This window comes from Dinoroseobacter sp. S375 (genome assembly GCF_049800775.1).
In the GTDB taxonomy this organism is placed as follows: domain Bacteria; phylum Pseudomonadota; class Alphaproteobacteria; order Rhodobacterales; family Rhodobacteraceae; genus Dinoroseobacter.
Genome location: NZ_JBNAFR010000003.1, coordinates 142,041 through 166,273 on the forward strand (window position 1 = coordinate 142,041; position 24,233 = coordinate 166,273).

Sequence of the window (24,233 nt, forward strand, 5' to 3'; positions counted from 1 at the left end):
TCACGAACAACCACCAGTATGGAGGCCATGATGACTGTTAAGCATCTTCTTTCGACCGCAGCGGCTGCTGCGCTGATGACCACTGCCGCTTTTGCGGAGATGGACAAAGAGACCGAAGCAACGACCTATGACGCGGCCAAGGCCGAAGTCGAGGCAGGCGTCGCTGAAATGAAATCCGATGCCGAGGATATGGCGGAGGCGACTGGCGACGCGATCTCCGAAGGCGCTGCCGAGGCCGAGGACATGGCAGAGAAAGCCGGTGACGCGATCTCCGAGGGCGCGTCCGATGTGGCAACCGCCACGTCTGAAGCCGCCGAAGACGCCGAAGCTGCCGTGACCGAGATGGCGAATGACGCCGAGAACGCCATGGAGTCGACGGAAACCGAGATCGAGACCACTGCCAGCGACATGGCGAACGATGTCGAGACCGAAGTGGAAACCGCCACCGCACCGACCATGGTGACAGAGCCCAACGACTGGGACCTGAATTGGGGTGACGATGCCGGTACGCTGACCGTTGCCGACATCATCGGCATGAATGTCGTGAACGAAGATGGCGATGTGATCGGCGAGATTGACTACGTGGTCGGTTCGGAAAGCAAGCCCATGGGCATCATCGGCATCGGTGGATTCCTGGGTCTGGGCGAGTACACCGTGTCCGTCCCGCTGGAAGAGTTCTCCATGAAGGATGACGAGACCCTCATGCTGGCCGGTGCCACCGAAGAGGCTCTGAAGACCCGTCCGGAATACGACGAGTCCGAAGCCGAGAACATCAGCAACGATATCCCCCTGGGTGACCTGCTGACCGGGGCATATTTCACCAGCGCCTCGTAATTTGCGCTGATTTTGCCTAGGGGTCCGGCACACGCCGGGCCCCTTTTGCGTTCCGGGTGCTGTGCTGCCCTGGATGTCCCCCGCTCATGAGACGAGTGGGGGTTTATTTTTTGACGTAGCCTTGCCAGTCTCTGGCTCAGGCCGAAGGCATGTCGGTCAAACACCCAGGGAGACAGAGATATGGGCAAGCGCGACGATCTGATTGCGAAATACGCGGACGACCTGAAGAGCAAATGCGGCATGGATCCGGATATGGATCTGCTGACCAAGGTGACCATTGGCTGCGGGCCGTCGATCTATGATTCCGACGCCTCGACCGTTGCCAGCTCGCAGGATGGCGAGCTCGAAACCGTGAAGACCAATTTCCTGATCAAGAAGCTGGGCCTCGCGGATGGGCCGGAGCTTATGGACGGGATCAATTCGGTCATCGAGACCTATGGCAAGTCCGAGCGCAACAAGTACCGCGCGGTCGTCTATTACATGCTGACCAAGCATTTCGGGAAAGAAGCCGTCTACGGCTGACCCACCGCGCCTGCGGGCGCAGGTCCGTTTTCGGAAAAAGCGCAGCAAATCTTAGGCACTTGGTGTTTGGGATTATGCTGCGTTTGCAGTATTGATCAGGTGTCCCGCCAGGATGGTAGGACCCTAATCAGATACACGTGTGGTGCGCTCGTCAGAGTAACATGTGGGTACGGTGGAGGGTCCTAAGGGGTTGGGGCCCTCCATTTCCGTTTCAGAGACCGTTTCGCGTCAAGCCTGCATCGTTGCGGCCACGGCCCGTTGCCAGGCGGCGTACTTGCTGTCCCGTGTTTCGGCTTCCATGGCCGGTTCGAACCGCCGCTCCAGCGCCCAGTTCTCGGCAAAGCCCGCACGATCGGGGAACAGCCCGACCTTCTGCCCGGCAAGCCAGGCCACGCCCATGGCCGTGGTCTCGGTAATCTCGGGGCGGTCGACGGGCGCATCGATGATATCGGCCAGAAACTGCATCGCCCAATCGCTGGCCACCATGCCGCCATCCACCCGCAGGGTGGGTTGCGCGCCCGAGGCGGACCAGTCCTTGTGCATCGCCTCCAGCAGGTCACGGGTCTGGTAGCCGACGCTTTCCAGGGCGGCCCGGGCGAACTCCGCTGGGCCGGAGCCGCGCGACAGGCCAAAGACCGCGCCCCGGCATTCCGCATTCCAATAGGGCGCGCCGAGCCCGGTGAAGGCCGGCACGAGGATCACCGGGTCATGGGGGTCGGCCGTCTCGGCCAGCGGTTGGGTCTCGCCCGCGCTGGCGATGATCCCCAGCCCGTCGCGCAGCCATTGCACCACGGCCCCGGCCACGAAGATCGACCCTTCGAGCGCATAGGTCGGCTTGCCGTCGAACTGGTAGGCGATCGTCGTCAGCAGGCGGTTGGTCGAGGTCACCGCCGTATCGCCCGTGTTCAGCAGGGCAAAACAGCCCGTGCCATAGGTCGATTTCAGCATGCCCGGCTCAAAACAGGCTTGTCCGATGGTTGCGGCTTGCTGATCGCCGGCCACGCCGAGCACGGGGATCGCCGCGCCGATATGCTCGGGTTCGCAGATACCGAACTCCGCATCGCAATCCAGCACCTCGGGCAACATGCCCATGGGGATGTCGAAAAGGCCGCAGATCTCGCTGCTCCAGGCGCCCTTATGGATGTCATAGAGCATGGTCCGGGCGGCGTTGGTCGCGTCCGTCACATGGGCCTTGCCGCCGGTTAGCCGCCAGATCAGGAAGCTGTCCACGGTCCCGAACAGAAGCTCGCCCGCCTTGGCGCGGTCCCGGGCGCCCTCGACCGTGTCGAGGATCCATTTCAGCTTGGTGCCCGAGAAGTAAGGGTCGGCCAAGAGCCCGGTCTGGGCCGTGATCAGCGCATCGGACCCAGCGGCGCGAAGCTCGGCGCAGTAGGGGGCGGTGCGCCGATCCTGCCAGACAACCGCGTTGTGGATCGCGGCACCGGTCGCCTTGTCCCAGACAACCGTGGTCTCACGCTGGTTGGTGATGCCGATGGCGGCGATATCGCCCGCGCTCAACCCGGCCTCGTCCAGCGCCCCGCGGCAGGTCCGCAGCACGGTCTGCCACAGGTCCTCGGGGTCATGCTCGACCCAGCCGCTATCGGGATAATGCTGGGCGAATTCCTCCTGGGCGGAGGCCACGATTTTCATCTCTGCATCGAACACGATGGCGCGGCTCGATGTGGTCCCCTGATCAATGGCGAGTATGTGGCGCACGTGACCCTCCCCGGTCTTGGCTGAAGCAGGCTCAGGTGTAGGCGCTTGGTCCCGGTCTGTCGATCCGGGCCGGGTGATTTCTCATCCTTTCCAAATCGCACAGAATGCAGTCAACTGCGGACATGATAGCGCCTGAAACGATCCCCGACCTGACCCTCCTTGAGTTACAAAAAGCGCTGCGCGCTGGTGAATTGACGGCATTGGAGCTGACCGACGCCTGTCTCGCCCGCATTGCGGCCCGCGAGCCGGAGGTCGGGGCCTGGGCCTTTCTCGACCCGGAGCTCGCCCGGGCGCAGGCCAAGGCCTGCGACGCACAGGCCGCGGCGGGGGCTCCGCTCGGCCCGCTGCACGGGATTCCGGTCGGGCTGAAGGATGTGATTGATACCGCCGACATGCCCACCGCGAATGGCACGCCGCCCGATCAGGGCCGTCGCCCCGAGGCGGACGCCTGGGTCACGGCGCGGCTGCGGGCGGCAGGGGCGGTCATTCTGGGCAAGACCACGACGACCGAGCTTGCCTTCATGAACCCGACCGCCACGCGCAACCCCCATGACCCGGCGCACACGCCCGGTGGGTCCTCGGCGGGGTCCGCCGCAGCGGTGGCCGCAGGCATGGTGCCGCTGGCCATCGGGACGCAGACCGGCGGGTCGGTGATCCGTCCGGCGGCCTTCTGCGGTGTGGTGGGCGTGAAGCCAAGCTTCGATGCCATCCCGCGCGATGGGGTCTGCATGCAATCCCATACGCTCGACACGCTGGGGGTTTTTGCCCGCGATCCCCGGGATGCGGCCATCGCGGTTGCCTTGCTGGTTGCGCCCGAGGGCAGTGACCCGGCCCGGATCCGCGAGGATGCGGGTGCGCCGGTCCTGCGCGCGGCCAGTCGCCGCCCGGTCTTCGGCTATGTCCACCCCCCGGAATGGGAGCGTGCGAGCCCCGAGATGCAGAGCCGCCTCGATGCGCTGGCCGCCGATCTCGGCGCGGTGCCCGTCACCCTGCCCGAGGGCTTCGCCCATGTGGCCGAGCAGCGCGCCGTGATCAACTCCGTCGAGATGGCCTGGCATTACCGGCGGTACCGCAGCGCGGGCTGGGACCTGCTGAGCGAGGTGACCCGCAACGCGATGGACGAGGGCGCGGCCACGGCGGCCACCGATTACGTCGCCGCCCTGCGCCAGCGCGAACCGCTCTATGCCGGACTGGAGGAGGTGTTCGGCGAGGTCGATTGCCTGCTCTGCCCGCCAGCGCTGGGCGCGGCCCCCCATGGGCTCGAAAGCACGGGGGATTCGATCTTCAACGGGCTTTGGACCTTCATGGGCACGCCCTGCATCACGCTGCCGCTCCCCCATGGCGACGGAGAACTGCCGCTGGGCGTGCAGCTCGTCGGACGGCGCGGCGAGGACAAGGCGCTTTTGGCCAAGGCGATGTGGGTGTCGGAATATCTCGAGACGCTCTGAGCGGCGACCGGGCCAAGCCTGCGCGCGGGGCGCGTCCTGCGGAAAGGCGGGCTGTGGCATCTGCATCGGGCGGGCTTGCGGAGATCTCATCATCTGATCCGGCTCTCTGGTGCGCATTCCGCGCTGGGCCGGGATTGGGCGGGCCGCCAAAGCAGCCCGCCCCGTGATCGGTCAGACCTGGGTTACTGCCAGGACTTGATCAGCTCGTCATAGGCGACGGTCTGAGGCTCTTCGTCCTCATTCTCGAGCTTGGCGTAGGGGGCGCCGGGCTGCGAGAACCAGTGGTCGGCGCTCATCTCGTCGTTCAGCACCGGACCCAGGTCGCCTTGAACGCCCGCACGCTCGAGACGCTGGAGAACACGCTCCTGATCCGAGCAAAGCGCATCGAGCGCCTCTTGCGGGGTTTTGGCGCCGGACATGGCGTCACCGATGTTCTGCCACCACAGCTGTGCCAGCTTCGGGTAATCCGGAACATTGGTGCCCGTGGGCGACCATGCGACCCGGGCCGGGGAGCGGTAGAATTCCACCAGACCGCCGAGACGCGGGGCGCGCTCGGTGAAGTGCTCGCTGTCGATGGTGCTCTCGCGGATGAAGGTCAGACCCACATCGGACTTTTTCAGGTCGACAGTCTTGGAGACCACGAACTGCGCATAAAGCCAGGCTGCCTTGGCGCGATCCACCGGGGTGGACTGCATCAGGGTCCAGGACCCAGCGTCCTGGTAGCCGATCTTCTGGCCTTCTTTCCAGTAGACACCATGGGGCGAGGGGGCCATGCGCCACTTGGGCGTGCCGTCCTCGTTCATCACGGGCAGGTCGGGGTCAACCGTGGCCGCGGTGAAGGCGGTGTACCAGAACATCTGCTGGGCAACGTTCCCCTGCGCCGGGATCGGACCGGCTTCGGAGAAGGTCATGCCAGCGGCTGCCGGGGGCGAGTACTTCTGCAGCCATTCGATGGCCTTTGTCACGGCATAGACCGCCGCCGGAGAGTTGGTCGCCCCGCCACGTGCCACGCAGGACCCGGTCGGCTGGGAGTTCTCGTTCACACGAATGCCCCACTCGTCCACGGGCAGGCCGTTCGGCTCGCCCACGTCGCCCATTCCGGCCATGGACATCCACGCATCGGTGTAGCGCCAGCCGAGGGACGGGTCTTTCTTGCCGTAATCCATGTTGCCAAAGACTTCGCCTTCGACACCCAGATGGCTCAGATCGCGCCCGGTGAAGAACTCGGCGATGTCCTCATAGGCTGTCCAGTTGACCGGAACGCCGAGGTCATAGCCATAAGCCGCCTTGAAGTCGGCCTTGTTCTTCTCGTCGTTGAACCAGTCATAGCGGAACCAGTAAAGGTTCGCGAATTGCTGGGTCGGCAGCTGGTAGAGCTTGCCATCGGGACCGGTGGTGAAGGAGGTGCCGATGAAGTCATCCACATCCAGCGTCGGCAGCGTCACATCCGCGCCTTCGCCCGCCATCCAGTCGGTCAGGTTGCGCACCTGCTGGTAGCGCCAGTGGGTCCCGATCAGGTCACTGTCGTTGATATAGGCGTCATAGATGTTCTCGCCGGACTGCATTTGCGTCTGCAGCTTTTCCACCACGTCGCCTTCGCCGATCAGGTCATGGGTGACCTTGATACCGGTGATGGCCTCGAAGGCGGGGGCGAGCACTTCGCTCTCATATTGGTGCGTCGCGATGGTTTCGGAGACCACCTTGATGTCCATGCCCTGGAACGGCGCGGCCGCGTCCACGAAGAACTGCATCTCTGCTTCCTGATCCGCGCGGGACAGGACGGACAGATCGCCGATCTCGGCATCCAGGAATGCGCGGGCCGCGTCCATATCGGCATATGCCGGCGCCCCGATCATCCCAAGTGCCAGCGCGAACGCCGTACTTGATTTTAGCGTGTAGGTCATCATTTCCTCCCTATGGAAACCAAAGACTTATGAGGCATCCCGCGGACCCGCTATGTCCGTGGGGTGCCGTTTCCTCCCTATACCCAGCGGAACACCGCCGCAGCATAGATCAGACAGACGATCAGCGCGTAAGGTTGATTGGCGCCGATCACGCCCAGCCAGGCCAGATTGATAAAGGCCGAGCCGAGGAGCGTGATGAAGAGACGGTCCCCGCGGGTCGTCTCCATCCCGAGCACACCCTTGCGGGGCGTCTCGGGGAATTTAATGGCCAGCACGGTGAGCGTGATGAGCATCGTGGCAATGCAGATAAAGAAGATCGCCGTCGGCCAGGTCCAAGCCATCCAGTCCATATCAGGTCCCTCCCGGCTGAGTTAAACGCGGCCCAGGGCGAAGCCCTTGGCGATGTAGTTACGGACGAAGTAGATCACGAGCGCGCCCGGAATGATCGTCAGCACACCCGCTGCGGCGAGCACGCCCCAATCGATGCCGGCGGCCCCTTGGGTTCGGGTCATGATCGCCGAGATCGGCTTGGCGTCCACCGTGGTCAGGGTGCGGCTGAGCAAAAGCTCGACCCAGGAGAACATGAAGCAGAAGAACGCGGCCACGCCGATGCCCGACGAAATCAGCGGCATGAAGATCTTCACGAAGAAGCTGCCGAAGCTGTAGCCGTCGATATAGGCGGTCTCGTCGATCTCCTTCGGGACGCCGCGCATGAAGCCTTCGAGGATCCAGACCGCGAGCGGCACGTTGAAGAGGCAATGGGCCAGCGCCACGGCGATATGGGTGTCGAACAGACCCACCGAGGAATAGAGCTGAAAGAAGGGCAGGGCGAAAACTGCGGGCGGGGCCATGCGGTTCGTGAGCAGCCAGAAGAACAGGTGCTTGTCGCCCATGAACGAATACCGGCTGAAGGCATAGGCCGCAGGCAGCGCCACCGCCAGAGAGATCGCCGTATTCATGAGTACGTAGATCAACGAGTTCACATAGCCCATATACCACGCCGGATCCGTCAGGATCGTCGCGTAATTCGCGAAGGTCAGGTCATTGGGCCAGAGCGAGAAGGTGTTCAGGATCTCGGTATTGGTCTTCAGGCTCATGTTCAGCAGCCAGTAGATCGGCAACAGCAGGAACAGGAGATACAGCGTCATGACCACGGTCGATCCCTTGATCGGGAAGCGCCGGGGGCGGGTGGTGGCCGCCGCAGGGGCGGCGGTGCTGTTGGCCGCAGGGCTCAGAGTGCTCGTGGCGTCGGTCATCGCTCAGCCCTCCTTTTTGTCCATGGTGGTCATGACGGTGTAGAACACGTAGCTGATCGTCAGGATCACGAGGTAATACATGATCGAGAAGGCTGCGGCGGGGCCGAGGTCGAACTGCCCCAGAGCCATTTTCACCAGATCGATCGACAGAAGCGTGGTGGCGTTGCCGGGCCCACCGCCGGTGACGACGAATGGCTCGGTATAGATCATGAAACTGTCCATGAAGCGCAGCAGGATCGCGATCATCAGCACGCCCATCATCTTGGGCAGCTCGATATAGCGGAACACGTTCCAGCGGGATGCCTGATCGATCTTGGCCGCCTGGTAATAGGCATCGGGGATCGATTTCAGCCCGGCAAAGGCCAGCAGGGCCACCAGCGAGGTCCAGTGCCAGACATCCATCACGATGATCGTGGCCCAGGCCGCAAGCACGTCCTGCGTGTAGTTGTACTCAATCCCCAGCGCGTCGAGCGTGTAGCCCAGAAGCCCGATATCCACCCGGCCAAAGATCTGCCAGATCGTGCCGACCACGTTCCACGGGATCAGCAGGGGCAGGGACATCATCACGAGGCAGAAGCTCGACCAGAACCCGCTTTTGGGCATGTTGAGCGCGACGAAAATCCCGAGGGGAATCTCGATGGCCAGAATGATGCCCGAGAACATGAGCTGGCGACCCAGCGCGTTCCACATCCGCTCGGACTGGAGCATCTCGGCATACCATTCGATCCCGGCCCAGAAGAACTGGTTGTTCCCGAACGTGTCCTGCACCGAGTAGTTCACCACGGTCATCACCGGGATCACCGCCGAAAAGGCCACCAGCAGCAGCACCGGGATGATCAGGAACCACGCCTTCTGGTTGACTGTCTTTTCCATCAGGCGGCCTCCCCCTCTTTGAGCCAATCGTCCACATAGACGTTCACGTGATCCGCATCGAAGGTGACCCGGGTCATGTCCGGCGAGATCGCGGTGTCTTCGCCCGCCACGATGTTGATCTCGGTCCCGAAGAGGTCCGCGCGGATGATCTTGTGGCGGCCCACATCCTCGACCCGGCGCACCTGCACCGGCAGGCCCTCGCCCTCGGTCAGGGTGACGTATTCCGGACGCACGCCCAGCTCGACCTTGCCCGACAGCGGCGCGAAGGCCTTGGCGAGGGGCAGCTCGGCGCCATGGACATTGGCCATGTTGCGCTCGATCGCGGCGGGGATGACATTCATGCCCGGCGAGCCGATGAAATAGCCGACAAAGGTGTGCTCGGGCTTCTCGAACAGCTCCTGCGGCGTGCCGATCTGGACGACCCGCCCGTCATACATGACCACAACCTTGTCCGCGAAGGTCAGCGCCTCGGTCTGGTCATGGGTTACGTAGATCATCGTGTGCCCGAACTCGTGGTGCAGGGATTTCAGCTGGGTCCGCAGCTCCCATTTCATATGGGGGTCGATCACGGTCAGCGGCTCATCAAACAGGAGCGCGTTGACATCCTCGCGGACCATGCCGCGCCCGAGCGAGATCTTTTGCTTAGCATCCGCCGTCAGGCCCCGGGCGCGCTTGTCGAGCATCGCCTCCATCCCGATCATCGCGCCGATCTGCTGCACGCGCTCGGCGATGTATTGCGGGCTGGCGCCGCGGTTTTTCAGCGGAAACGCGAGGTTATCGCGCACGGTCATCGTGTCGTAGACCACGGGGAACTGGAACACCTGCGCGATGTTGCGATCCGCCGTGCTGGCGTGGGTCACGTCCTGATCATCGAACAGGATCCGGCCCTGGCTGGGTTCCAACAGGCCCGAGATGATGTTGAGAAGGGTCGATTTCCCGCAGCCCGACGAGCCCAGCAGGGCATAGGCCTCGCCATCGGACCAGGCGTGGTTGAGCTCCTTGAGGGCGTAGTCATCCTCGCTCTTGGGCGAGGACAGGTAGGAATGGGCGAGGTTGTCCAGGGTGATCTTGGCCATCTGTCTGCTCCTTCACGCGGCTTGCGCGTAGGACGCCGGGGCCACCAGCGCGCCGTCTTCGCGGAAAATGTAGACATGGCGCGGGTCGAGATAGACCTGCAGGGCCGCGCCCAGTTCGAGGTCATGGACCCCGTGCACCAGCCCGACCCATTTCTCGCCATGGTGATCGAGATGGACGAAGGTTTCCGACCCCGTAAGCTCGGTCACGATCAGCCGGGTTTCAAACTCCATCGCGCCTTCGGTATGGGAGACGATCTCTACATGGTTGGGCCGGAAGCCCGCGAGGTAATTGCCATCGGCGAGGCCGGTCATCTGGCCCGTGGCGCGGGCGCTCTGACCGTCGCCAAAGGTGATGCTGTCGCCGGATTTGCGCACCTTGAGGAAGTTCATGGGCGGATCGCTGAAGACCCGTGCCGTGGTCGCATCCACCGGCTGGCGATAGACATCCGGGGTCAGGCCGAACTGTGTCACGCGCCCTTCCCACATGGCGGCGGTGTTGCCGCCGAGCAAAAGCGCCTCTTCGGGCTCGGTCGTGGCATAGACGAAGATCGACCCGGCCTCTTCGAAAATCTTGGGGATCTCGACCCGCAACTCTTCGCGTAGCTTGTAGTCGAGATTGGCCAATGGCTCGTCCAGCAGGACAAGCCCCGCATCCTTGACCAATGCCCGGGCAAGGGCACAGCGCTGTTGCTGCCCGCCCGAGAGCTCGAGCGGTTTACGCTCCAGCATGGGCGAGAGCTGCATCAGGTCGGCGGATTTGCGCACCGCCGCATCGATCTCGGATTTCGATTTGCCCAGAAGCCGCAGCGGCGAGGCGATGTTGTCATAGACCGTCATGGACGGGTAGTTGATGAACTGCTGATAGACCATCGCGACCTGCCGGTCCTGCACGCGCATGCCGGTGACATCCGTGCCCTCCCAGATGATCTGGCCTTCGGTGGGTACATCCAGCCCCGCCATCAGCCGCATCAGCGAGGTCTTTCCCGACAGGGTCGGCCCCAGCAACACGTTCATCGTGCCCTTCTGCAGAGTCAGATCCGTCGGGTAGATATGCGTCTGCCCATTCACGACCTTAGACACGGTCTTGAGTTCGAGTGTCATTCGGCCTCCCCCCTTATTCCGCCGCTGCCGCGTGCGATGACCTGAGCCGTTCGGTCATCCAGGCATCCAACCCTGCGATGGCATCGCTGTCCAGACGCAGACCCAGTTTGCTTCGCCGCCAGACGACATCGGCCGCCTCGCGGGCGTATTCCTTATCCATAAGCCATTCCACTTCGCGCGCCGTCAGGGTCGCGCCGAAGTCCTTGCCAAGATCCGCTTCGCTTTGCGCCGTGCCCAGCATCTCGCGGGCCTCGACGCCATAGGCGCGCACAAGGCGCAGCGCCCAGCGCTCGGTCAGGAAGGGAAAGCTTTCGCGCAGACCGGCGACCAGATCGGCCACCCCATCCACAGGGAAATCCCCGCCCGGAAGGGGCACGCCAGCGGTCCAGGGCCCCTTGGTCACCGAAAGTTCCTTGCCGATCTCCTCCATCGCGCTCTCGGCGAGACAGCGATAGGTGGTGATCTTGCCGCCGAACACGTTCAGCGCAGGCGCGCCGCGGCTGCTATCGACCTTGAGGACGTAATCCCGGGTCGCCGCCGCCGCCGTGCTTGCCCCGTCATCATAGAGAGGCCGCACGCCGGAATAGGTCCAGACGATGTCCGCATCGCTGATCGGGTTGGCGAGGTACTTGTTGATGAAGGCGATCAGATAGCTCTGCTCTTCGGGCGTGATCTCGGGCTTGCGCGAGGCATCCGTGTGATCCGCATCCGTGGTCCCGATCAGGGTGAAATCCGTCTCATAGGGGATCGCGAAGATGATCCGTCCGTCGGAGCCCTGAAAGAAGTAGCATTTATCATGCTCGAACAGGCGCTTGGTGACGATATGGCTGCCGCGCACGAGGCGGACGCCATCGCTTGCATTGCTCTTGAGCACGCCATGGAGGACATCGCTCACCCAGGGGCCGGCGGCGTTCACGACCATCTTGGCATGGACCACACGGCTCTCGCCGGTGACGGTGTTTTCCAACGCCACATGCCAGAGGCCGTCTTCCACATGGGCCGAGACCACCTTCTCGCGCAGCAGGAGCGACGCACCCCGCGCCTCGGCATCCCGCGCGTTCAGAACGACGAGCCGCGAATCCTCGACCCAGCAATCGGAATACTCGTAGGCCTTCTCAAATTTCGGATCGAGCGGTTTGCCCTCGGGCGCGCTGCGCAGATCGAGGCTGCGCGTGCCGGGCAGGATCTTGCGACCGCCCAGATTGTCATAGAGGAACAGCCCTACCCGGATCAGCCATGACGGGCGCCGGCCCTTCATCCAGGGCATCAGTACGCCCAAAAGCTTGGAGGTCGGCGTCGAGGAATCGAACCGCATGCTCTTGTGATAGGGCAGCACGAAGCGCATGGGCCACGAGATATGCGGCATCGCCCGCAGGAGCGTTTCGCGCTCGATCAGGGCCTCGCGCACCAGCCGGATTTCGAAATACTCGAGATAGCGCAACCCGCCATGGAACAGTTTGGTGGAGGCCGCAGAGGTTGCCGACCCGATGTCGTTCATCTCGGCCAGGCCGACCTTCAAACCCCGACCCGCCGCGTCCCGGGCGATGCCGCATCCATTGATGCCGCCCCCAATGACAAGCAGGTCAAACGACGTGTTCATTCTGGTTCTCCCCCCAGCTCTGTTTCCAGAGACTTTCTTCGTTTCTGGCAAAAAACGATCATGAAAGGAAGAAATTTTTGTTCGTTTTCGCTCGTTATCGCGCAAACCTCTGTGTTCTCGGGATTCTTTTCGGGCCGCAGATCTTCGTTTTCAAGGCAGAACGCGCATGAAATTTGCGCAAACGCGCAAAACCGCGCTACAACTTGGAAAGACAGACTGGAAAGCCGACCATGCCGCAAACCATCCGAAAGCCCGAGATCATCAATATCGCGCGGCGCGAGGGCAAGGTGACGGTCGAAGGGCTGGTCGGTCATTTCGGGGTGACGCCCCAGACGATTCGCCGGGATCTGTCCGAGCTTGCCGATAGCGGACAGCTCGAACGGGTCCATGGTGGCGCGATCCTGCCGTCGACCACGGTCAACATCGGCTATTCCGAACGGCGGCAGCTCAACCAGTCCGCCAAGGTGGACATCGCCCGGGCTTGCGCCCGCGAGATCCCGAATGACTGCGCGGTATTCCTCAATATCGGCACCACCACCGAGGCGGTCGCGGCTGAACTCTCGCACCATGTCGGCCTCTTGGTGGTCACGAACAACATCAATATCGCGACCATCCTGTCCAGCAATCACGAGATCGAGGTGGTGGTCACTGGCGGCCATCTGCGCCGCTCGGATGGTGGCCTGATCGGCGAGCGCGCGCGCGATGCGATCGCCCATTTCCGCTTTGACTACGCGGTGATCGGTTGTTCGGCCCTGCATGAGGAGGGCGAGATCCTCGACTATGACGTGCAGGAGGTCGGCGTCAGCCGCGCCATCATCGGGCGCAGCGATCAGGTGTTTCTCGTGGCCGATGCCTCGAAATTCGACCGCAAGGCGCCGGTGCGGATCGGCACGCTCGCCGATATGGACGCGGTCTTCACCGATCAGGCCATTCCACCGGCCTGCACGGCGCTTTGTCGGGATGCGGGCACGCGGGTCGTGGTGACCTGACCGGTCTGGCCCGCTTGGTCCTCTGCGCGCGGTTGCGTGGCGCGCCAATTCCTGCATCTTGGTCCGGCACCTGATCTGACCGGAGGGATCCGCGCTGGCCTCTTACCCGTCCATGAAATGGCTGAGCGTGTTTCGCTATGTGGTCCAGTCCGGCACGGTGCAGGGCGCGGCAGAGGCGACGGGCCAATCCGTCAGTGCGGTGTCGAACCAGCTCAAGGCGCTGGAGGCGCATCTGGGTGTGCCGCTCGTGGATCATGGTCGCCGTCCCATGGTGCCCACGGCCCAAGGCCTTGCTTATCTGCGCACGGTGGAAGAGGTATTGGGCCTGCTCGACAGTGCCCAGGCCGAGATGACCGCGGCCAGCCCGAACAGCCTGCGGCGCCTGCGCTTTGCCATGATCGACGATTTCGAGACCGATATCGGCCCCGAGATCACCCGGATGCTGGCCGCGCAGCTGCCCGAATGCCAGTTCATCCACCTGACCCGGGTCAGTCACGAGATCCTCGATCTGTTGCGGACGCGGGATCTGGACATGGGCATGGCCACCCAGCCCCAGACCCCGCTGCCGAATGTGGTCGAGTTTCCCGTGCTGCGCGATCCTTTCGTGCTGGCCGTACCCGCCTCCCTGTCCCTGCCGCCCGAGGCCTTTCTCGATGGTAGCGCGGGCTTGCCCTTTCTGCGCTACAACCGCGCCCACATCCTCGGCAGCCTGATCGAGGCGCAGCTCGTGCGCTTGCGGCTGGATCTGGAAACCAGCTTCGAGTTCGACAGTACCTCGTCGATCATGGCCCTTATCGCTCAGGGGGATGGCTGGGCGATCACCACGCCGAGCAATTATGCCCGCACCCGTCGGTTCCAGAGCGATGTGCGGCTGGTGCCTTTTCCGCGCAAGGGGTTCGCGCGGCGGATCTCGATCTTTGTCGCCGATCCACAGGCCGAGCAGGTCGCCCGCAGCGTGGCGAGCGCCGTGCGCAGCCTGCTGGTGCGGCACCGCATCGCCCCCACGGTCGAGGCCTATCCCTGGTTGCAGGACAGCTATCGCCTGATCGACGGCTGAGGCTCAGTCGAGGATCTTGAACGTCGCGCGGATCGCCGCGTCCTGCTCCTCGGTCAGATAGGCCGGGTGATGCTCGGCCAGGATGCTCTGGGCCGTGAGCTTGGCGCGGCTCCAGGCATCCTGCGCGCCTTCCTCTGCCCAGGCGCTGGGCTGGGCGCGGTCGGCAAGCTTGGGATAGTGATAATCCCGCTCCATCGCGCGATAGGTGTGATCGAGGCCGAGGAAATGCCCCTCGCCCATCACCGCGCCGACGATCTCGTCATAGCCGAGATTGTCCTCGGTCACCTCGACCCCGCGCAGGGTTCGGTAGGTCAGGGCGTGCATCTCGTTGTCGATCACGAAGCCTTCGAAACTCACCCCCAGAAGCGAGGCGGTCATGCCCGCGCTCTCATAGATCAGGTTGCCGCCCGCAAGGGCCGCCGCCGCGCTGGTCATGCCCTTTTCATAGCCATATTGCGCGTCGATCGCCTTGGCATCCGTCATCGAGCTCGCCACGCCCGAGGGCAGGTCGAGCCAGTTGGACAGCTGCGCCGATGCCGCGTTCAAGAGCATTGTCTCGCCCCCGCCCCCGGCAAAGGCCCCGCTGCGCAGGTCGATCACGAAGGGCCAGTTCGAAAAGATCATCGGAAAGCCCGGCGCAATCACGTTGACCACCACGAGGCTCGCCAAGGTCTCGGCGAGGGACTGGGCGAGGAACCCGGCCATGGTCGCGGGTGCGGTGGCCCCGGCCTGGGCGGCGGTGATGCAGTTGACGGGGATGTTGTGGGCGATGCACTCGTAGATCACATCGATCGCGTCTTCGCCGAACCGCATGGGCGAGATCACGGGGCTGATATGTGCCGTAAGGAAGGGCCGCTCGGCAAACTTGCCCGGGCCGCCCGCGACGATGTCCAGCATCTCGACCGCCGGTGCCACGTATTCGCCCAGGGTGAAGGAGGTCGCGATGGGTTTGGTGGTGTTCTTCACCAGCGCATAGACCGTGTTGATGTCCAGATCGCGATTGTCCGGCACATCCGTCGCCACGCAGCAGCGCGTGAACCAGGCCACGTTTTCCAGCTTGTCCTGCAAGCGGGCGAAATCATGCAGATCCGCGAGCGTCGAGGGGCGATAGAGCCCGGTCTCCATGTCCAGCGTGTTCACCGCCGCGCCGCCCGTGCCGAAATAGACCTTGTCGCCGCCCACCTCGATCGAGCGTTCCGGGTCACGGGCATGAAGGGTGAAGGTCTTGGGCGCCGTATCGATACACTGCTCGACAAGGGCGCGGGGCAGGCCGATCCGTTCGCCGCCCAGATCCTCCGCTCCGGCGGCCAGCAAATCGTCCCAGAGCCGTTTGGGCACCTCGCCCATGCCAAGCTCGGACAGAAGCCGCAGGGCGGTGCCATAGATCTGCACCATGTCGCTGTCGCTGAGCGGGCGATAAACCCCACCGGGCACGCCGGGCGGGGCCGGATTGACCGCCACCGGTTTGGCCCGTTGGGCCAGTCGGGCCGAGCGCCCGGATCTGCGGGATTTCTGTCGGGTGTCAGCCATGGCGCCTCCTAGAGGCGATGGGACGCCAGCCTTGCAAATCTGGCAATACGGTTTTTTCAGATTGCGATTTTCGGGAACTAGAATTGCAAAAATGGCGAAACTGCGGTCTGTGATTGACCCTTGGGCCCGGTTTTTCCTCTTTAGGGGCAGAAAACGGAAAGGCCTGACCATGAAGACCCAGACCCGCGTCGTTGTCATTGGCGGTGGAATCGCTGGCTGCTCGGCCCTCTATCACCTCACCCGCGAGGGCTGGACCGATGTCGTGCTGGTGGAACGGGACGAGCTGACCTCGGGCACCACCTGGCATTCGGCGGCGCAGGTCACCAATTTCGGCCAGACCCAGACCATGGTGGGCCTCAAGTCCCATTCCATCGCCCTCTACCAGGAGCTGCGCGATGATCCGGACTACCCGGTCGACTACAAACATGGGGATGGTGGCATCCGGCTCGCCAATACCGAGGCGCAGATGGATGGCTACCGACACTTCGCCTCCATGGCGCGGGGGATGGGGGTCGAGTTCGAGGTGCTGGATGCGGCGGAATGCGCCCGGCGGCACCCGCTGATCTCCACCGAGAACCTGCTGGGCGGGCTCTGGGATCCGAGCGATGGGGATATCGACCCGGCGCAGCTGTGTCAGGCATTGGCGCGGCGCGCCCGCAAAGCCGGGGCCGAAGTGTACCGGAACACGCCGGTGACCGGGCTGACCCAGCACGCCGATGACAGCTGGACCGTCCATACGGACAAGGGCGATATCGCCTGCGAGATCGTGGTGAATGCCTGCGGCTACCGGGTGAACGAGGTGGGCGCGATGATGGGGGTGCATCACCCGGTCATGTCCATGGAGCACCAGTATTTCGTCACCGAAGAGATCCCCGCGATCCGCGAGGCCGGGCACCGGATGCCGCTGCTACGCTGTCCGATCAGTGACTATTACTGCCGACAGGAAAAGAACGGGCTGCTGGTGGGGTTCTACGAGCAGGACTGCAAGACCTGGGGCATGGACGGGATCGACCCGCATTTCGTCAACGCGCTCTGCCCGGATGATCTGGACCGGATCACCGATGTGCTCGAAGGCGCGTTCGAACGGATGCCCGCCCTGATGGAGGTCGGGATCCACACCGTCGTCAACGGGCCGATCACCTACACCATCGACGGCGCGCCGCTGGTTGGTCCGATCCCGGGCAAGCGCAATGCGTTCTGCATCATCGGTCTGCGCGCGGGTCTGGGCGAGGGGGGCGGTCATGGCTGGCTGCTCGCCCAGCAGATCGTCCATGGCGAGGCGGTCTATGACACCTGGGGTCTCGATCCGCGCCGTTTCACGGGCCATGCCAATGTGGAACTGACCGGGCTGAAAGCCATCGAGGATTACCAGAACGAGTTCCGCTTCCACTTCCCGAACGAGCATCGCCCGGCGGGGCGCATGGCCAAGACCACGCCACTCACCCCGGTGCTGGCGTCCGAAGGTGCGGAATTCACGGTGGTCAACGGGTGGGAGCGCGCGGAGCTTTTCAAACCCGACCCCGGGTTCGAGATCACCCATAGCTTCCGCTTTGACGAGGCAGAGGCGCTGGTGGCCGCAGAGGTCGCCGCCGTGCAGACCGCCGTCGGGCTGTGTGAGGTGAACGGGTTCAACCGGATCGAGATCACCGGGGCCGATGCCGAGAGCTTCCTCGACCGGATGATCTGCGGGCGGATGCCCCGCAAGGACGGGCGGGTCGGCCTGACCTATCTGCTCAACGACCACGGCATGGTGAAGGCCGAAGCGACGCTCGCCCGTCTGCCCGCCTCGGATCGCGGCCCGGCGCGGATCTGGTACGGCTCGGCGGCGGCGGCGGAGTTCCATGACATGGACTGGCTGGCCCAGAATCTGCGCAAGGATGAGGATGTGCAGCTGCGCAGCCTGACCAATGACCAGACGATCCTCGTGCTGGCCGGTCCCAAGGCGCGCGAAGTGCTGAGCGCCGTCAGCCGCGGCGACTGGTCGGCCAAAGGGTTCCCCTGGCTCTCGGTCCGCGAGGCCTTTGTCGGGATCGCGCCGGTGACGGTCATGGCGGTAAGCTTCTCGGGGGAGCTGGCCTATGAGATCCATGTGCCCAATGCGTCCCTCTACACCGCCTACTTGTCCCTCCGCGCGGCGGGGGAGGCCCATGGCCTACGCCTTTTCGGGGCGCGGGCGGTGGACTCCATGCGGCTTGAGAAAGGCTACCTGCACTGGAAGGCGGATATCCTGACGGAGTTCGACCCCTATGAGACGGGGCTCGACCGTTTCGTGACGCCGGACAAGCCTGATTTCATCGGCAAGGCAGCGTTGCTGGCACGGGAGGGGGCCGCGCGGCATCGGCTCGTGACCCTGCGCCTGCCCGGCGGGGCTGATGCGCCCCATGCGGCGGCTCATCCCGGGGCCTCGGTCATGTGCGGTGATGCGGTCGTGGGGACAGTGACATCCGGGGGCTATGGCCACCGGGTCGGGGCCAATCTGGCCTATGCCTTCCTCAAACCCGGCGCGCCCGAGACCGGGCTGACGGTGGATGTGCTCGGCACACAGGTTGCGGCAGAGATCACCGAACGGGGGCTTTACGATCCGCAGATGGCGCGCGTTCGGGCCTGAGCCCGGGCGGCGCGGAAAGGTGCCGGCCCGCAGGGGTCTGCTGCGGACCGGCCGGGGCCATCAGGACAGGTGGTGGACATCCTGGAGGCCATAGACCGGGGTGGGGATACCCTCCATCCGGGCCTTGATCTGTAGCGACAGGAACTGGGAGTAATGCCGCGACTGGTGCAGGTTGCCGCCATGCATCCAGAGGTTCGGCACCTGGGTCGGCTTCCACATGTTGCGCTGTTCGCCTTCCCACGGACCGGGGTCCTTGGTCGTGTCCGACCCGAGACCCCAGACCTTGCCAAGCTGGTCGGCCTTGTCTTGACCCATCAGGTCCGCGACCCAGCCATTCATCGAGTTGTAGCCTGTCGCATAGACGATCAGATCCGCCTCGAGCTTGGTCCCGTCATCGAGGATCACGCCGTCCTCGACCACCTCGGTGACCTGCCCGCGCTTGAGCTTGACCTCGCCATCGATGATGAGCTGGCTCGCGCCGATATCGATGTAATAGCCCGATCCGCGCCGCAGGTATTTCATGAAGAGCCCGCTCTCGTCATCGCCCCAGTCGAGCCAGAAGCCTGCCTTTTCAAGCCCGGCATAGAACTCCTTGTCGCGCTCCTTCATCTCCGCATAGGCGGGGATCTGGAACTCATGGAGGATCCGGTAGGGCAGGGAGGCAAAGATCAGGTCCGCCTTCTCGGTGGTTACCCCGGCATTCACCGCCTCCTCGGAATAGAGCGCGCCGAGGCCCACATCCATCAGCGTATCCGAGCGCACGATATGGGTTGAGGAGCGCTGAACCATGGTCACATCCGCCTCGCCTTCCCAGAGGGCCGCGCAGATATCATGGGCGGAGTTGTTCGAGCCGACCACCACGCATTTCTTGCCCTTATAGGCGTCCGGACCCGGATGCCTCGAGGAATGGTGCTGGTCGCCCTTGAATTTCTCCATACCCGGGAAGTCGGGCATCCGCGCCTTGCCGGACATGCCCGTGGCCATCACAAGCTGCTTGGGCTTGAGGGTGACCTCTTCGCCGTCGCGGTCCACCACGATGGTCCATTCGCCCGCCGCCTCGTCGAAGCTGGCCGATTTCGCCGTGGTGCGGGTCCAGTAGTTCAGCTCCATCACCTTGGTATACATCTCGAGCCAGTCGCCGATCTTGTCCTTGGGGCTGAAGATCGGCCAGTTCTCGGGGAACTTGAGATAGGGCAGGTGATCGTACCAGACCGGGTCATGCAGGCAGAGCGACTTGTAGCGGTTGCGCCAGCTGTCGCCGGGGCGGTCGTTCTTCTCGACGATGATCGTGGGCACGCCAAGCTGGCGCAGCCGCGCCCCCATGGCGATGCCGCCCTGTCCGCCGCCGATGATCACGCAATAGGGCTGCGTCGAATAGCCGAGCTCGGTCAGCTCCGCCTCGCGCTCTTCGGCCCATGTGGTGCGGTTGCGGCCCGCCCCGTGTTTCGCGCCGAGGGGGCGGTCGAACCCCTTGGGCTCCTCATGGCCCTTCAGCTCGACCATGGTGGTGAGCAGGGTCCAGATCTTGCCTTCCTTGAGGCGGATCAGACCGTAGCCGCGCGCGACATCGGTTTCAAAGGTGATCCAGGCGGTGGTCACGCCATCTTCCTCGGTGGCAAACTCGCCTTCGGCCACGTGCCAGTTGCGCGGCTTGGTCGTGGCCAGCTGGTGTTTCAGCATGTCCTCAACCTGCGCCTTGCCCTCGACCGTCTTGATGTTCCAAGTGAAGGTCACGAGGTCCCGCCAGTAGCAATCGTCCTGAAACATCTCGACGGCCCCGGCGATATCTTCGTCTGCCAGGGCTTTGCCGAAGCTTTCGAGGAAGGCCTCTGTCTGGTCTGTCACGGTTGTATCAAGCATCACGTCCTCCCGATTGTGCGCTGTCGGGGGCAAGCCTGCCCGACAAGTGCGTCCCACGGCTATGCCCGGGCCGGGGATGGGAGCAAAAAAGCCCCTGCGCCGGGCAGGGGCGTTGCGCGCGCAACACCGCGCAACAGGGCGCGCATCGCATCAAGAGGGGGGTGTCAGCCCCGCCTTGCGCACCCGGCGCAACACGGTGGACCGGTTCACGCCCAGTCGTCGTGCGGCTTGGGACATGTTCCAGTTGCACGCATCGAGCAGGCTCTGCAGGTCCTCTTCCGGGGCTTCGGGGCGCGCCATCAGACCGGGCGCGGGCAGGTCCGGCAGGTCGATCACCTGCCCCTCGGTGACGGCGGCGGCCACGTCGAGCGCGGCCTGAAGCTCGCGGATATTGCCGGGCCAGGGGCGGGCGGCCAGCTCTGCCTTGGCGGCGGGCGAGAGGCTGAGCTCCTGCGCGCAATAGCGCCGCATCATCCGGGTGATCAGCCAGTCGAGATCATGGCGCAGGCGCAGGGGCGGGATCTCGACCCGGTGCCCGGCGAGGCGGAAATAGAGGTCGGCGCGGAATTGCCCGGCGCGAACCGCACCGGCCAGATCCTCGGTGCTGGCGGCGATCACCCGCAGGTCCGAGCGCGCCTCGATCAGGTTCAGCACAGCCGCCTGCCCGGCCGTGTCGAGATCGGCCGCCCCCTTGAGGAACAGCGTGCCCTGCGCGGTCTCGGGCAGCTTTGCCTCGACCAGCCCGGCGCAGCGCAGCACCGAGAAACCCTGCCCCGGAGGGCCGCAAAGATGGATCGCCCTGGCGAGCCGTTCCTTCCCGGTGCCGGTCTCGCCCTCCAGCAGCAAGGGGACTTGGGTCCGCGCGAGCTGCGCGAGGTTCCGCAGCAGAGGTGTCAGCACGGGATCGGGCCCCGCGAAACTGTCCAACGGGCCCGGCAGCGCTTCGACCGGGGCGGCAGGGCGCGAGATCCGGGGGGCCTGCGGGGCGATGGCGTGGCCGAACACGCCGCGCCCGTCGCGCAGCCGCAGCACCCGGTCCTCGGTGGGTCGCCCGCGCATCAGGTCCGGCAGGTCATCGATCGAGACCTCCATCACCGTGTCGATCCGCGTTCCGATCAGGGTTGCCGGGTCCTCGGCCCCGAGCACTGTCTGCGCCGCATGGGTCATGCCGATGATCCGGCCGGAGCCGTCCAGCGCCACGGCGGCCTCGGGATCGACCTCGAGGAATTCCGGCGAAGTCGAGAAACGCAGCACCCAGTCGCGTCGCGCCGTCGTCATCAGGTTGGCCATCTCGACGCGTCGGGCCGAGGACTTTACGAGGCTCATGGCCAGATTCTGGCTCGATTTCGGGCCGGGCGAGCGCAAGAGCGAGATGTCGAGCACCGCCGATAGCTGTCCGAGCGAGTCGTAGATCGGCGCCGCCGTGCAAGAAAGCGGCGTATGCGCGATGCCGAAATGATCGTCCTGATGGATCGTCACCGCCTCGCCCGTCACAATGCAGGAGCCCACGCCGCAGGTTCCGGCCAGATCCTCGGACCAGTCCGACCCGAGATAGAGCCCGGCGCGCCGCAACTCATCCTCGAAGCGCGGATCGCCGAAGAAATCGACGCAAACCCCCTGCGCATCGGCCAGAAGCAGCACGTAATTCTGCCCGGCCACCTGCCGGAACAGCCCCTGCAGCCCCGACCGCGCTACGGCGATCAGCCGCTCCGATTGCTCGCGATGGGCGCGCAATTGCGTATCGGTGACGATATGGGGGGCATCCGCGCTGGTCGGGTTCAGCCCATAGGTATCAATGCAGCGGCGCCAGCTTTCGGTGACGATCGCATCGCGCCCGTTGCTGACGGCCTTGCCGCTGACGACACGGTCAATCTCCGTGACATGTGCCAGATCGCTCATGGCGTCCTCCCCTCGCCAATCCCGGGCCAGACTAGCAAGGACGCAGCGTCAAGGCGACACTGCTTTGGTGGCGGGTGCCCTGCATGCCGGGGGGCGGTCTCACGAGACGGTGAACTCCGACCTTCGGCGCGTAGCGAGATGACATGATTTTTGCTACGGTCGTGCAGCTTCGGGGCGCATCAGATGTGTTCCGATGCCGGACGATCTGGGAGGAGAGCCTATGACACGTATCACCGCGCTGGCCACGACCGCCACGATTCTGACTGCCACCACGGCCCTCGCGGGGTCCCAGACGCCGCTCGAGGATCCGATGAAATCGGGCATGTGGGACTATCATCAAGAGAACCTGCTGGGCGATCCGGCGGTGATTTCCTTCGATGATCGGGTGATCGTGCGCGGCCCGGCAGAGGCGGAGGATACAGTGAACGTGCCCCTTCTGGTGGATGCGACGGCGTTTGAGGATGTCGAAGAGATCGTGATCTCGGCCGACTACGGCCCGATCCCCCATATCATGACCTATTACCCGGGGCAGGCGGAGGCCAAGATCTCCCTGCGGTTCAAGATCGATCAGGCCACGGCGATCCGCGCTTCGGTGCGCACGGCAGACGGGGCCTGGCATGTGGGTTCGACCTATATCGACGCGGCAGGGGGCGGCTGCACCGCGCCCGCCGCGGCCTATGCCAATGCGGACTGGTACGACAAACTGGGCGAGATCCATGGCCAGATCTGGCCGGCCTCGGGCCGCGCCCGGATGGTGGTGGATCACCCGATGGATACGGGCCTTGCCGGGGATATCCCCGTCTTCATCATCGAAAAGCTCGACATTCAGAACGACGCAGGTGACACCCTCGCCCATCTCGAACTGAAGGAGCCGGTGAACGAGGACCCGGCCTTTACCCTCTATTTCGATCCCGCGACCATGCCGGCCGCGCTCCATGTGGATGGGCGTGACAACAATGGCAACGAGATCGAAGGTCTGCTCACGGCGTCCGAGACCCACTGATGATCACACGACGGACGAGCCTGGGCCTTCTGGCCTCGGCGGCCTTGGTGCGCCCGGCGCGCGCCGCAAGCCGCCTGAGTTATGACCTGCGCCCGCAATCGGTGGCGAACGGGGTCTGGATGATCGAAGGCAGCACCGATTACTTCACCATGCAGAATGGTGGGGCGATTGTGAATTGCGCTCTGTTTCAGGGGCAGACGGGGTTGATCGTGATCGATACGGGCGCGAGCCTGCGCTATGGCGAGGCGCTCAAATCCGTGGCGGATGGGCTCGATCTGCGCGGGGTTTCGGCGGTGGTGAACACCCATCACCACCCGGACCATTTCTTTGGCAATCAGGTCTTCGCCGACAAGCCCATCCATGCGCTGGGCGAGACGATCCAGCAGGCCAATGCCAATGCCGACGCCTTTGCGGACAACATGTACCGGATCCTAGGGGATTGGATGCGCGGGACCGAGCCAGTCATGCCGCGCAACGTGATCGCGGGCGGGGATGTTACCATCGACGGGCGCGTGTTCGAGGCGCTGCCGCTCTCGGGGCATACGGCGGCGGATCTGGCCCTGCTTGACCGCGAGACGGGGATCCTCGTGACCGGTGATCTGGTGTTCTATGAACGTGCGGCGACCACGCCCTCGGCGGAGCTACCGGACTGGCATGCCTCACTCGATGCGCTCGAAGCGCTGCGGCCGGAGGCGGTCCTGCCCGGGCATGGACCGCTCGACCGGGGCGGTGCCGCGATCCCGCAGACCCGCGCCTATCTGCGCTGGCTGGAGGACACCTTTCGGGGTGCCGCGGCCTCGGGGCTCGACATGATAGAGGTGATGGATCTGGAGATCCCCGCGGAATTTGCGCGGCTGGGCTCGGAACCGGAGGAGTTCTATCGCTCGGTCTCCCATCTCTATCCGGGCATCGAGCTGGAGGTCATGCCCCGCGCGAACTAGGCGCGGGCGGAGGTCC

At 64.3% G+C, this 24,233-nt stretch carries 19 protein-coding genes; 8 read left to right on the forward strand and 11 right to left on the reverse strand.

The genetic code is table 11. The features are described 5' to 3' along the window. The first annotated feature begins 30 nt into the window (after positions 1–30). Both ACP150_RS08560 and ACP150_RS08565 read left to right on the forward strand, forming a co-directional pair. A complete protein-coding gene (locus ACP150_RS08560) occupies positions 31–834 on the forward strand; it encodes a PRC-barrel domain-containing protein (RefSeq protein WP_424966170.1) in 804 nt (267 codons plus the stop codon). Positions 835–1,014: 180 nt separating this feature from the next. Continuing rightward, entirely contained in the window at positions 1,015–1,356 is a 342-nt protein-coding gene (locus ACP150_RS08565) for a DUF2853 family protein (RefSeq protein ID WP_424966171.1), read from the forward strand. 228 nt (positions 1,357–1,584) lie between these two features. Here the strand turns inward: ACP150_RS08565 and glpK are convergent, their stop codons facing one another. Next, positions 1,585–3,072, reverse strand: a complete 1,488-nt coding sequence (gene glpK, locus ACP150_RS08570) for a glycerol kinase GlpK (protein ID WP_424966172.1) — start codon at positions 3,070–3,072, stop codon at positions 1,585–1,587. 122 nt (positions 3,073–3,194) lie between these two features. Here glpK and ACP150_RS08575 point away from each other — a divergent pair, with 122 nt between their 5' ends. Next, positions 3,195–4,520 (forward strand): amidase, encoded by a 1,326-nt coding sequence (locus ACP150_RS08575; protein ID WP_424966173.1) that lies wholly within the window; start codon positions 3,195–3,197, stop codon positions 4,518–4,520. Between the two features lie 182 nt (positions 4,521–4,702). Here ACP150_RS08575 and ACP150_RS08580 read toward each other — a convergent pair whose 3' ends face one another. The 7 genes from ACP150_RS08580 to glpD form a co-directional block, all read right to left on the reverse strand. Further along, complete coding sequence (locus tag ACP150_RS08580) at positions 4,703–6,424, reverse strand: ABC transporter substrate-binding protein (protein WP_424966174.1); 1,722 nt, start codon at positions 6,422–6,424, stop codon at positions 4,703–4,705. A 77-nt stretch (positions 6,425–6,501) separates the two neighbouring features. Then, positions 6,502–6,774: a DUF2160 domain-containing protein gene (locus ACP150_RS08585; protein ID WP_424966175.1), complete on the reverse strand. Its 273-nt coding sequence runs from the start codon at positions 6,772–6,774 to the stop codon at positions 6,502–6,504. 21 nt (positions 6,775–6,795) lie between these two features. Continuing rightward, positions 6,796–7,680: a carbohydrate ABC transporter permease gene (locus tag ACP150_RS08590; RefSeq protein ID WP_424966176.1), complete on the reverse strand. Its 885-nt coding sequence runs from the start codon at positions 7,678–7,680 to the stop codon at positions 6,796–6,798. Between the two features lie 3 nt (positions 7,681–7,683). Beyond that, positions 7,684–8,553, reverse strand: a complete 870-nt coding sequence (locus ACP150_RS08595; RefSeq protein ID WP_424966177.1) for a carbohydrate ABC transporter permease — start codon at positions 8,551–8,553, stop codon at positions 7,684–7,686. Next, the gene (locus ACP150_RS08600) at positions 8,553–9,629 is read right to left on the reverse strand and encodes an ABC transporter ATP-binding protein (protein WP_424966178.1); all 1,077 of its coding nucleotides are present in this window, start codon (positions 9,627–9,629) and stop codon (positions 8,553–8,555) included. The genes ACP150_RS08595 and ACP150_RS08600 overlap by 1 nt, the downstream gene beginning before the upstream one ends. A 12-nt stretch (positions 9,630–9,641) precedes the next feature. Beyond that, complete coding sequence (locus ACP150_RS08605; RefSeq protein WP_424966179.1) at positions 9,642–10,730, reverse strand: ABC transporter ATP-binding protein; 1,089 nt, start codon at positions 10,728–10,730, stop codon at positions 9,642–9,644. Between the two features lie 13 nt (positions 10,731–10,743). Beyond that, positions 10,744–12,330: a glycerol-3-phosphate dehydrogenase gene (glpD, locus tag ACP150_RS08610; protein ID WP_424966180.1), complete on the reverse strand. Its 1,587-nt coding sequence runs from the start codon at positions 12,328–12,330 to the stop codon at positions 10,744–10,746. A gap of 230 nt (positions 12,331–12,560) precedes the next feature. Here glpD and ACP150_RS08615 point away from each other — a divergent pair, with 230 nt between their 5' ends. Further along, the gene (locus ACP150_RS08615) at positions 12,561–13,319 is read left to right on the forward strand and encodes a DeoR/GlpR family DNA-binding transcription regulator (RefSeq protein ID WP_424966181.1); all 759 of its coding nucleotides are present in this window, start codon (positions 12,561–12,563) and stop codon (positions 13,317–13,319) included. A gap of 112 nt (positions 13,320–13,431) precedes the next feature. Further along, the gene (locus ACP150_RS08620; RefSeq protein WP_424966182.1) at positions 13,432–14,376 is read left to right on the forward strand and encodes a LysR family transcriptional regulator; all 945 of its coding nucleotides are present in this window, start codon (positions 13,432–13,434) and stop codon (positions 14,374–14,376) included. Positions 14,377–14,379: 3 nt separating this feature from the next. Here the strand turns inward: ACP150_RS08620 and ACP150_RS08625 are convergent, their stop codons facing one another. Then, entirely contained in the window at positions 14,380–15,906 is a 1,527-nt protein-coding gene (locus tag ACP150_RS08625) for a trimethylamine methyltransferase family protein (protein ID WP_424966183.1), read from the reverse strand. 169 nt (positions 15,907–16,075) lie between these two features. On the opposite strand from ACP150_RS08625, the gene ACP150_RS08630 reads away from it, so the two are divergent. Further along, positions 16,076–18,514 (forward strand): GcvT family protein, encoded by a 2,439-nt coding sequence (locus ACP150_RS08630; RefSeq protein ID WP_424966184.1) that lies wholly within the window; start codon positions 16,076–16,078, stop codon positions 18,512–18,514. 60 nt (positions 18,515–18,574) lie between these two features. On the opposite strand, the gene ACP150_RS08635 is transcribed toward ACP150_RS08630, so the two are convergent. Both ACP150_RS08635 and ACP150_RS08640 read right to left on the reverse strand, forming a co-directional pair. After that, positions 18,575–20,374, reverse strand: a complete 1,800-nt coding sequence (locus ACP150_RS08635) for an NAD(P)/FAD-dependent oxidoreductase (protein ID WP_424966186.1) — start codon at positions 20,372–20,374, stop codon at positions 18,575–18,577. A 150-nt stretch (positions 20,375–20,524) separates the two neighbouring features. After that, positions 20,525–22,273, reverse strand: a complete 1,749-nt coding sequence (locus tag ACP150_RS08640) for a sigma-54-dependent Fis family transcriptional regulator (protein ID WP_424966187.1) — start codon at positions 22,271–22,273, stop codon at positions 20,525–20,527. Positions 22,274–22,493: 220 nt separating this feature from the next. Between ACP150_RS08640 and ACP150_RS08645 the strand changes: the two genes are divergently transcribed. Beyond that, entirely contained in the window at positions 22,494–23,276 is a 783-nt protein-coding gene (locus ACP150_RS08645; protein ID WP_424966189.1) for a quinoprotein dehydrogenase-associated SoxYZ-like carrier, read from the forward strand. Next, positions 23,276–24,217 carry a quinoprotein relay system zinc metallohydrolase 1 gene (locus ACP150_RS08650; RefSeq protein WP_424966191.1) on the forward strand — a complete coding sequence of 314 codons (942 nt, stop codon included), beginning with the start codon at positions 23,276–23,278 and terminating at the stop codon, positions 24,215–24,217. Before ACP150_RS08645 ends, ACP150_RS08650 begins: the two co-directional genes overlap by 1 nt. Positions 24,218–24,233: the final 16 nt, after the last annotated feature.

Excerpts from the sequence above, each read along its gene's own strand:
- ACP150_RS08560 (WP_424966170.1), top strand. The coding sequence starts at position 31 with ATGACTGTTAAGCATCTTCTTTCGACCGCAGCGGCTGCTGCGCTGATG.
- ACP150_RS08565 (WP_424966171.1), top strand. The coding sequence starts at position 1,015 with ATGGGCAAGCGCGACGATCTGATTGCGAAATACGCGGACGACCTGAAG.
- ACP150_RS08575 (WP_424966173.1), top strand. The coding sequence starts at position 3,195 with ATGATAGCGCCTGAAACGATCCCCGACCTGACCCTCCTTGAGTTACAA.
- ACP150_RS08580 (WP_424966174.1), bottom strand. The coding sequence starts at position 6,424 with ATGACCTACACGCTAAAATCAAGTACGGCGTTCGCGCTGGCACTTGGG.
- ACP150_RS08585 (WP_424966175.1), bottom strand. The coding sequence starts at position 6,774 with ATGGACTGGATGGCTTGGACCTGGCCGACGGCGATCTTCTTTATCTGC.
- ACP150_RS08590 (WP_424966176.1), bottom strand. The coding sequence starts at position 7,680 with ATGACCGACGCCACGAGCACTCTGAGCCCTGCGGCCAACAGCACCGCC.
- ACP150_RS08595 (WP_424966177.1), bottom strand. The coding sequence starts at position 8,553 with ATGGAAAAGACAGTCAACCAGAAGGCGTGGTTCCTGATCATCCCGGTG.
- ACP150_RS08600 (WP_424966178.1), bottom strand. The coding sequence starts at position 9,629 with ATGGCCAAGATCACCCTGGACAACCTCGCCCATTCCTACCTGTCCTCG.
- ACP150_RS08605 (WP_424966179.1), bottom strand. The coding sequence starts at position 10,730 with ATGACACTCGAACTCAAGACCGTGTCTAAGGTCGTGAATGGGCAGACG.
- glpD (WP_424966180.1), bottom strand. The coding sequence starts at position 12,330 with ATGAACACGTCGTTTGACCTGCTTGTCATTGGGGGCGGCATCAATGGA.
- ACP150_RS08615 (WP_424966181.1), top strand. The coding sequence starts at position 12,561 with ATGCCGCAAACCATCCGAAAGCCCGAGATCATCAATATCGCGCGGCGC.
- ACP150_RS08620 (WP_424966182.1), top strand. The coding sequence starts at position 13,432 with ATGAAATGGCTGAGCGTGTTTCGCTATGTGGTCCAGTCCGGCACGGTG.
- ACP150_RS08625 (WP_424966183.1), bottom strand. The coding sequence starts at position 15,906 with ATGGCTGACACCCGACAGAAATCCCGCAGATCCGGGCGCTCGGCCCGA.
- ACP150_RS08630 (WP_424966184.1), top strand. The coding sequence starts at position 16,076 with ATGAAGACCCAGACCCGCGTCGTTGTCATTGGCGGTGGAATCGCTGGC.
- ACP150_RS08635 (WP_424966186.1), bottom strand. The coding sequence starts at position 20,374 with ATGCTTGATACAACCGTGACAGACCAGACAGAGGCCTTCCTCGAAAGC.
- ACP150_RS08640 (WP_424966187.1), bottom strand. The coding sequence starts at position 22,273 with ATGAGCGATCTGGCACATGTCACGGAGATTGACCGTGTCGTCAGCGGC.
- ACP150_RS08645 (WP_424966189.1), top strand. The coding sequence starts at position 22,494 with ATGACACGTATCACCGCGCTGGCCACGACCGCCACGATTCTGACTGCC.
- ACP150_RS08650 (WP_424966191.1), top strand. The coding sequence starts at position 23,276 with ATGATCACACGACGGACGAGCCTGGGCCTTCTGGCCTCGGCGGCCTTG.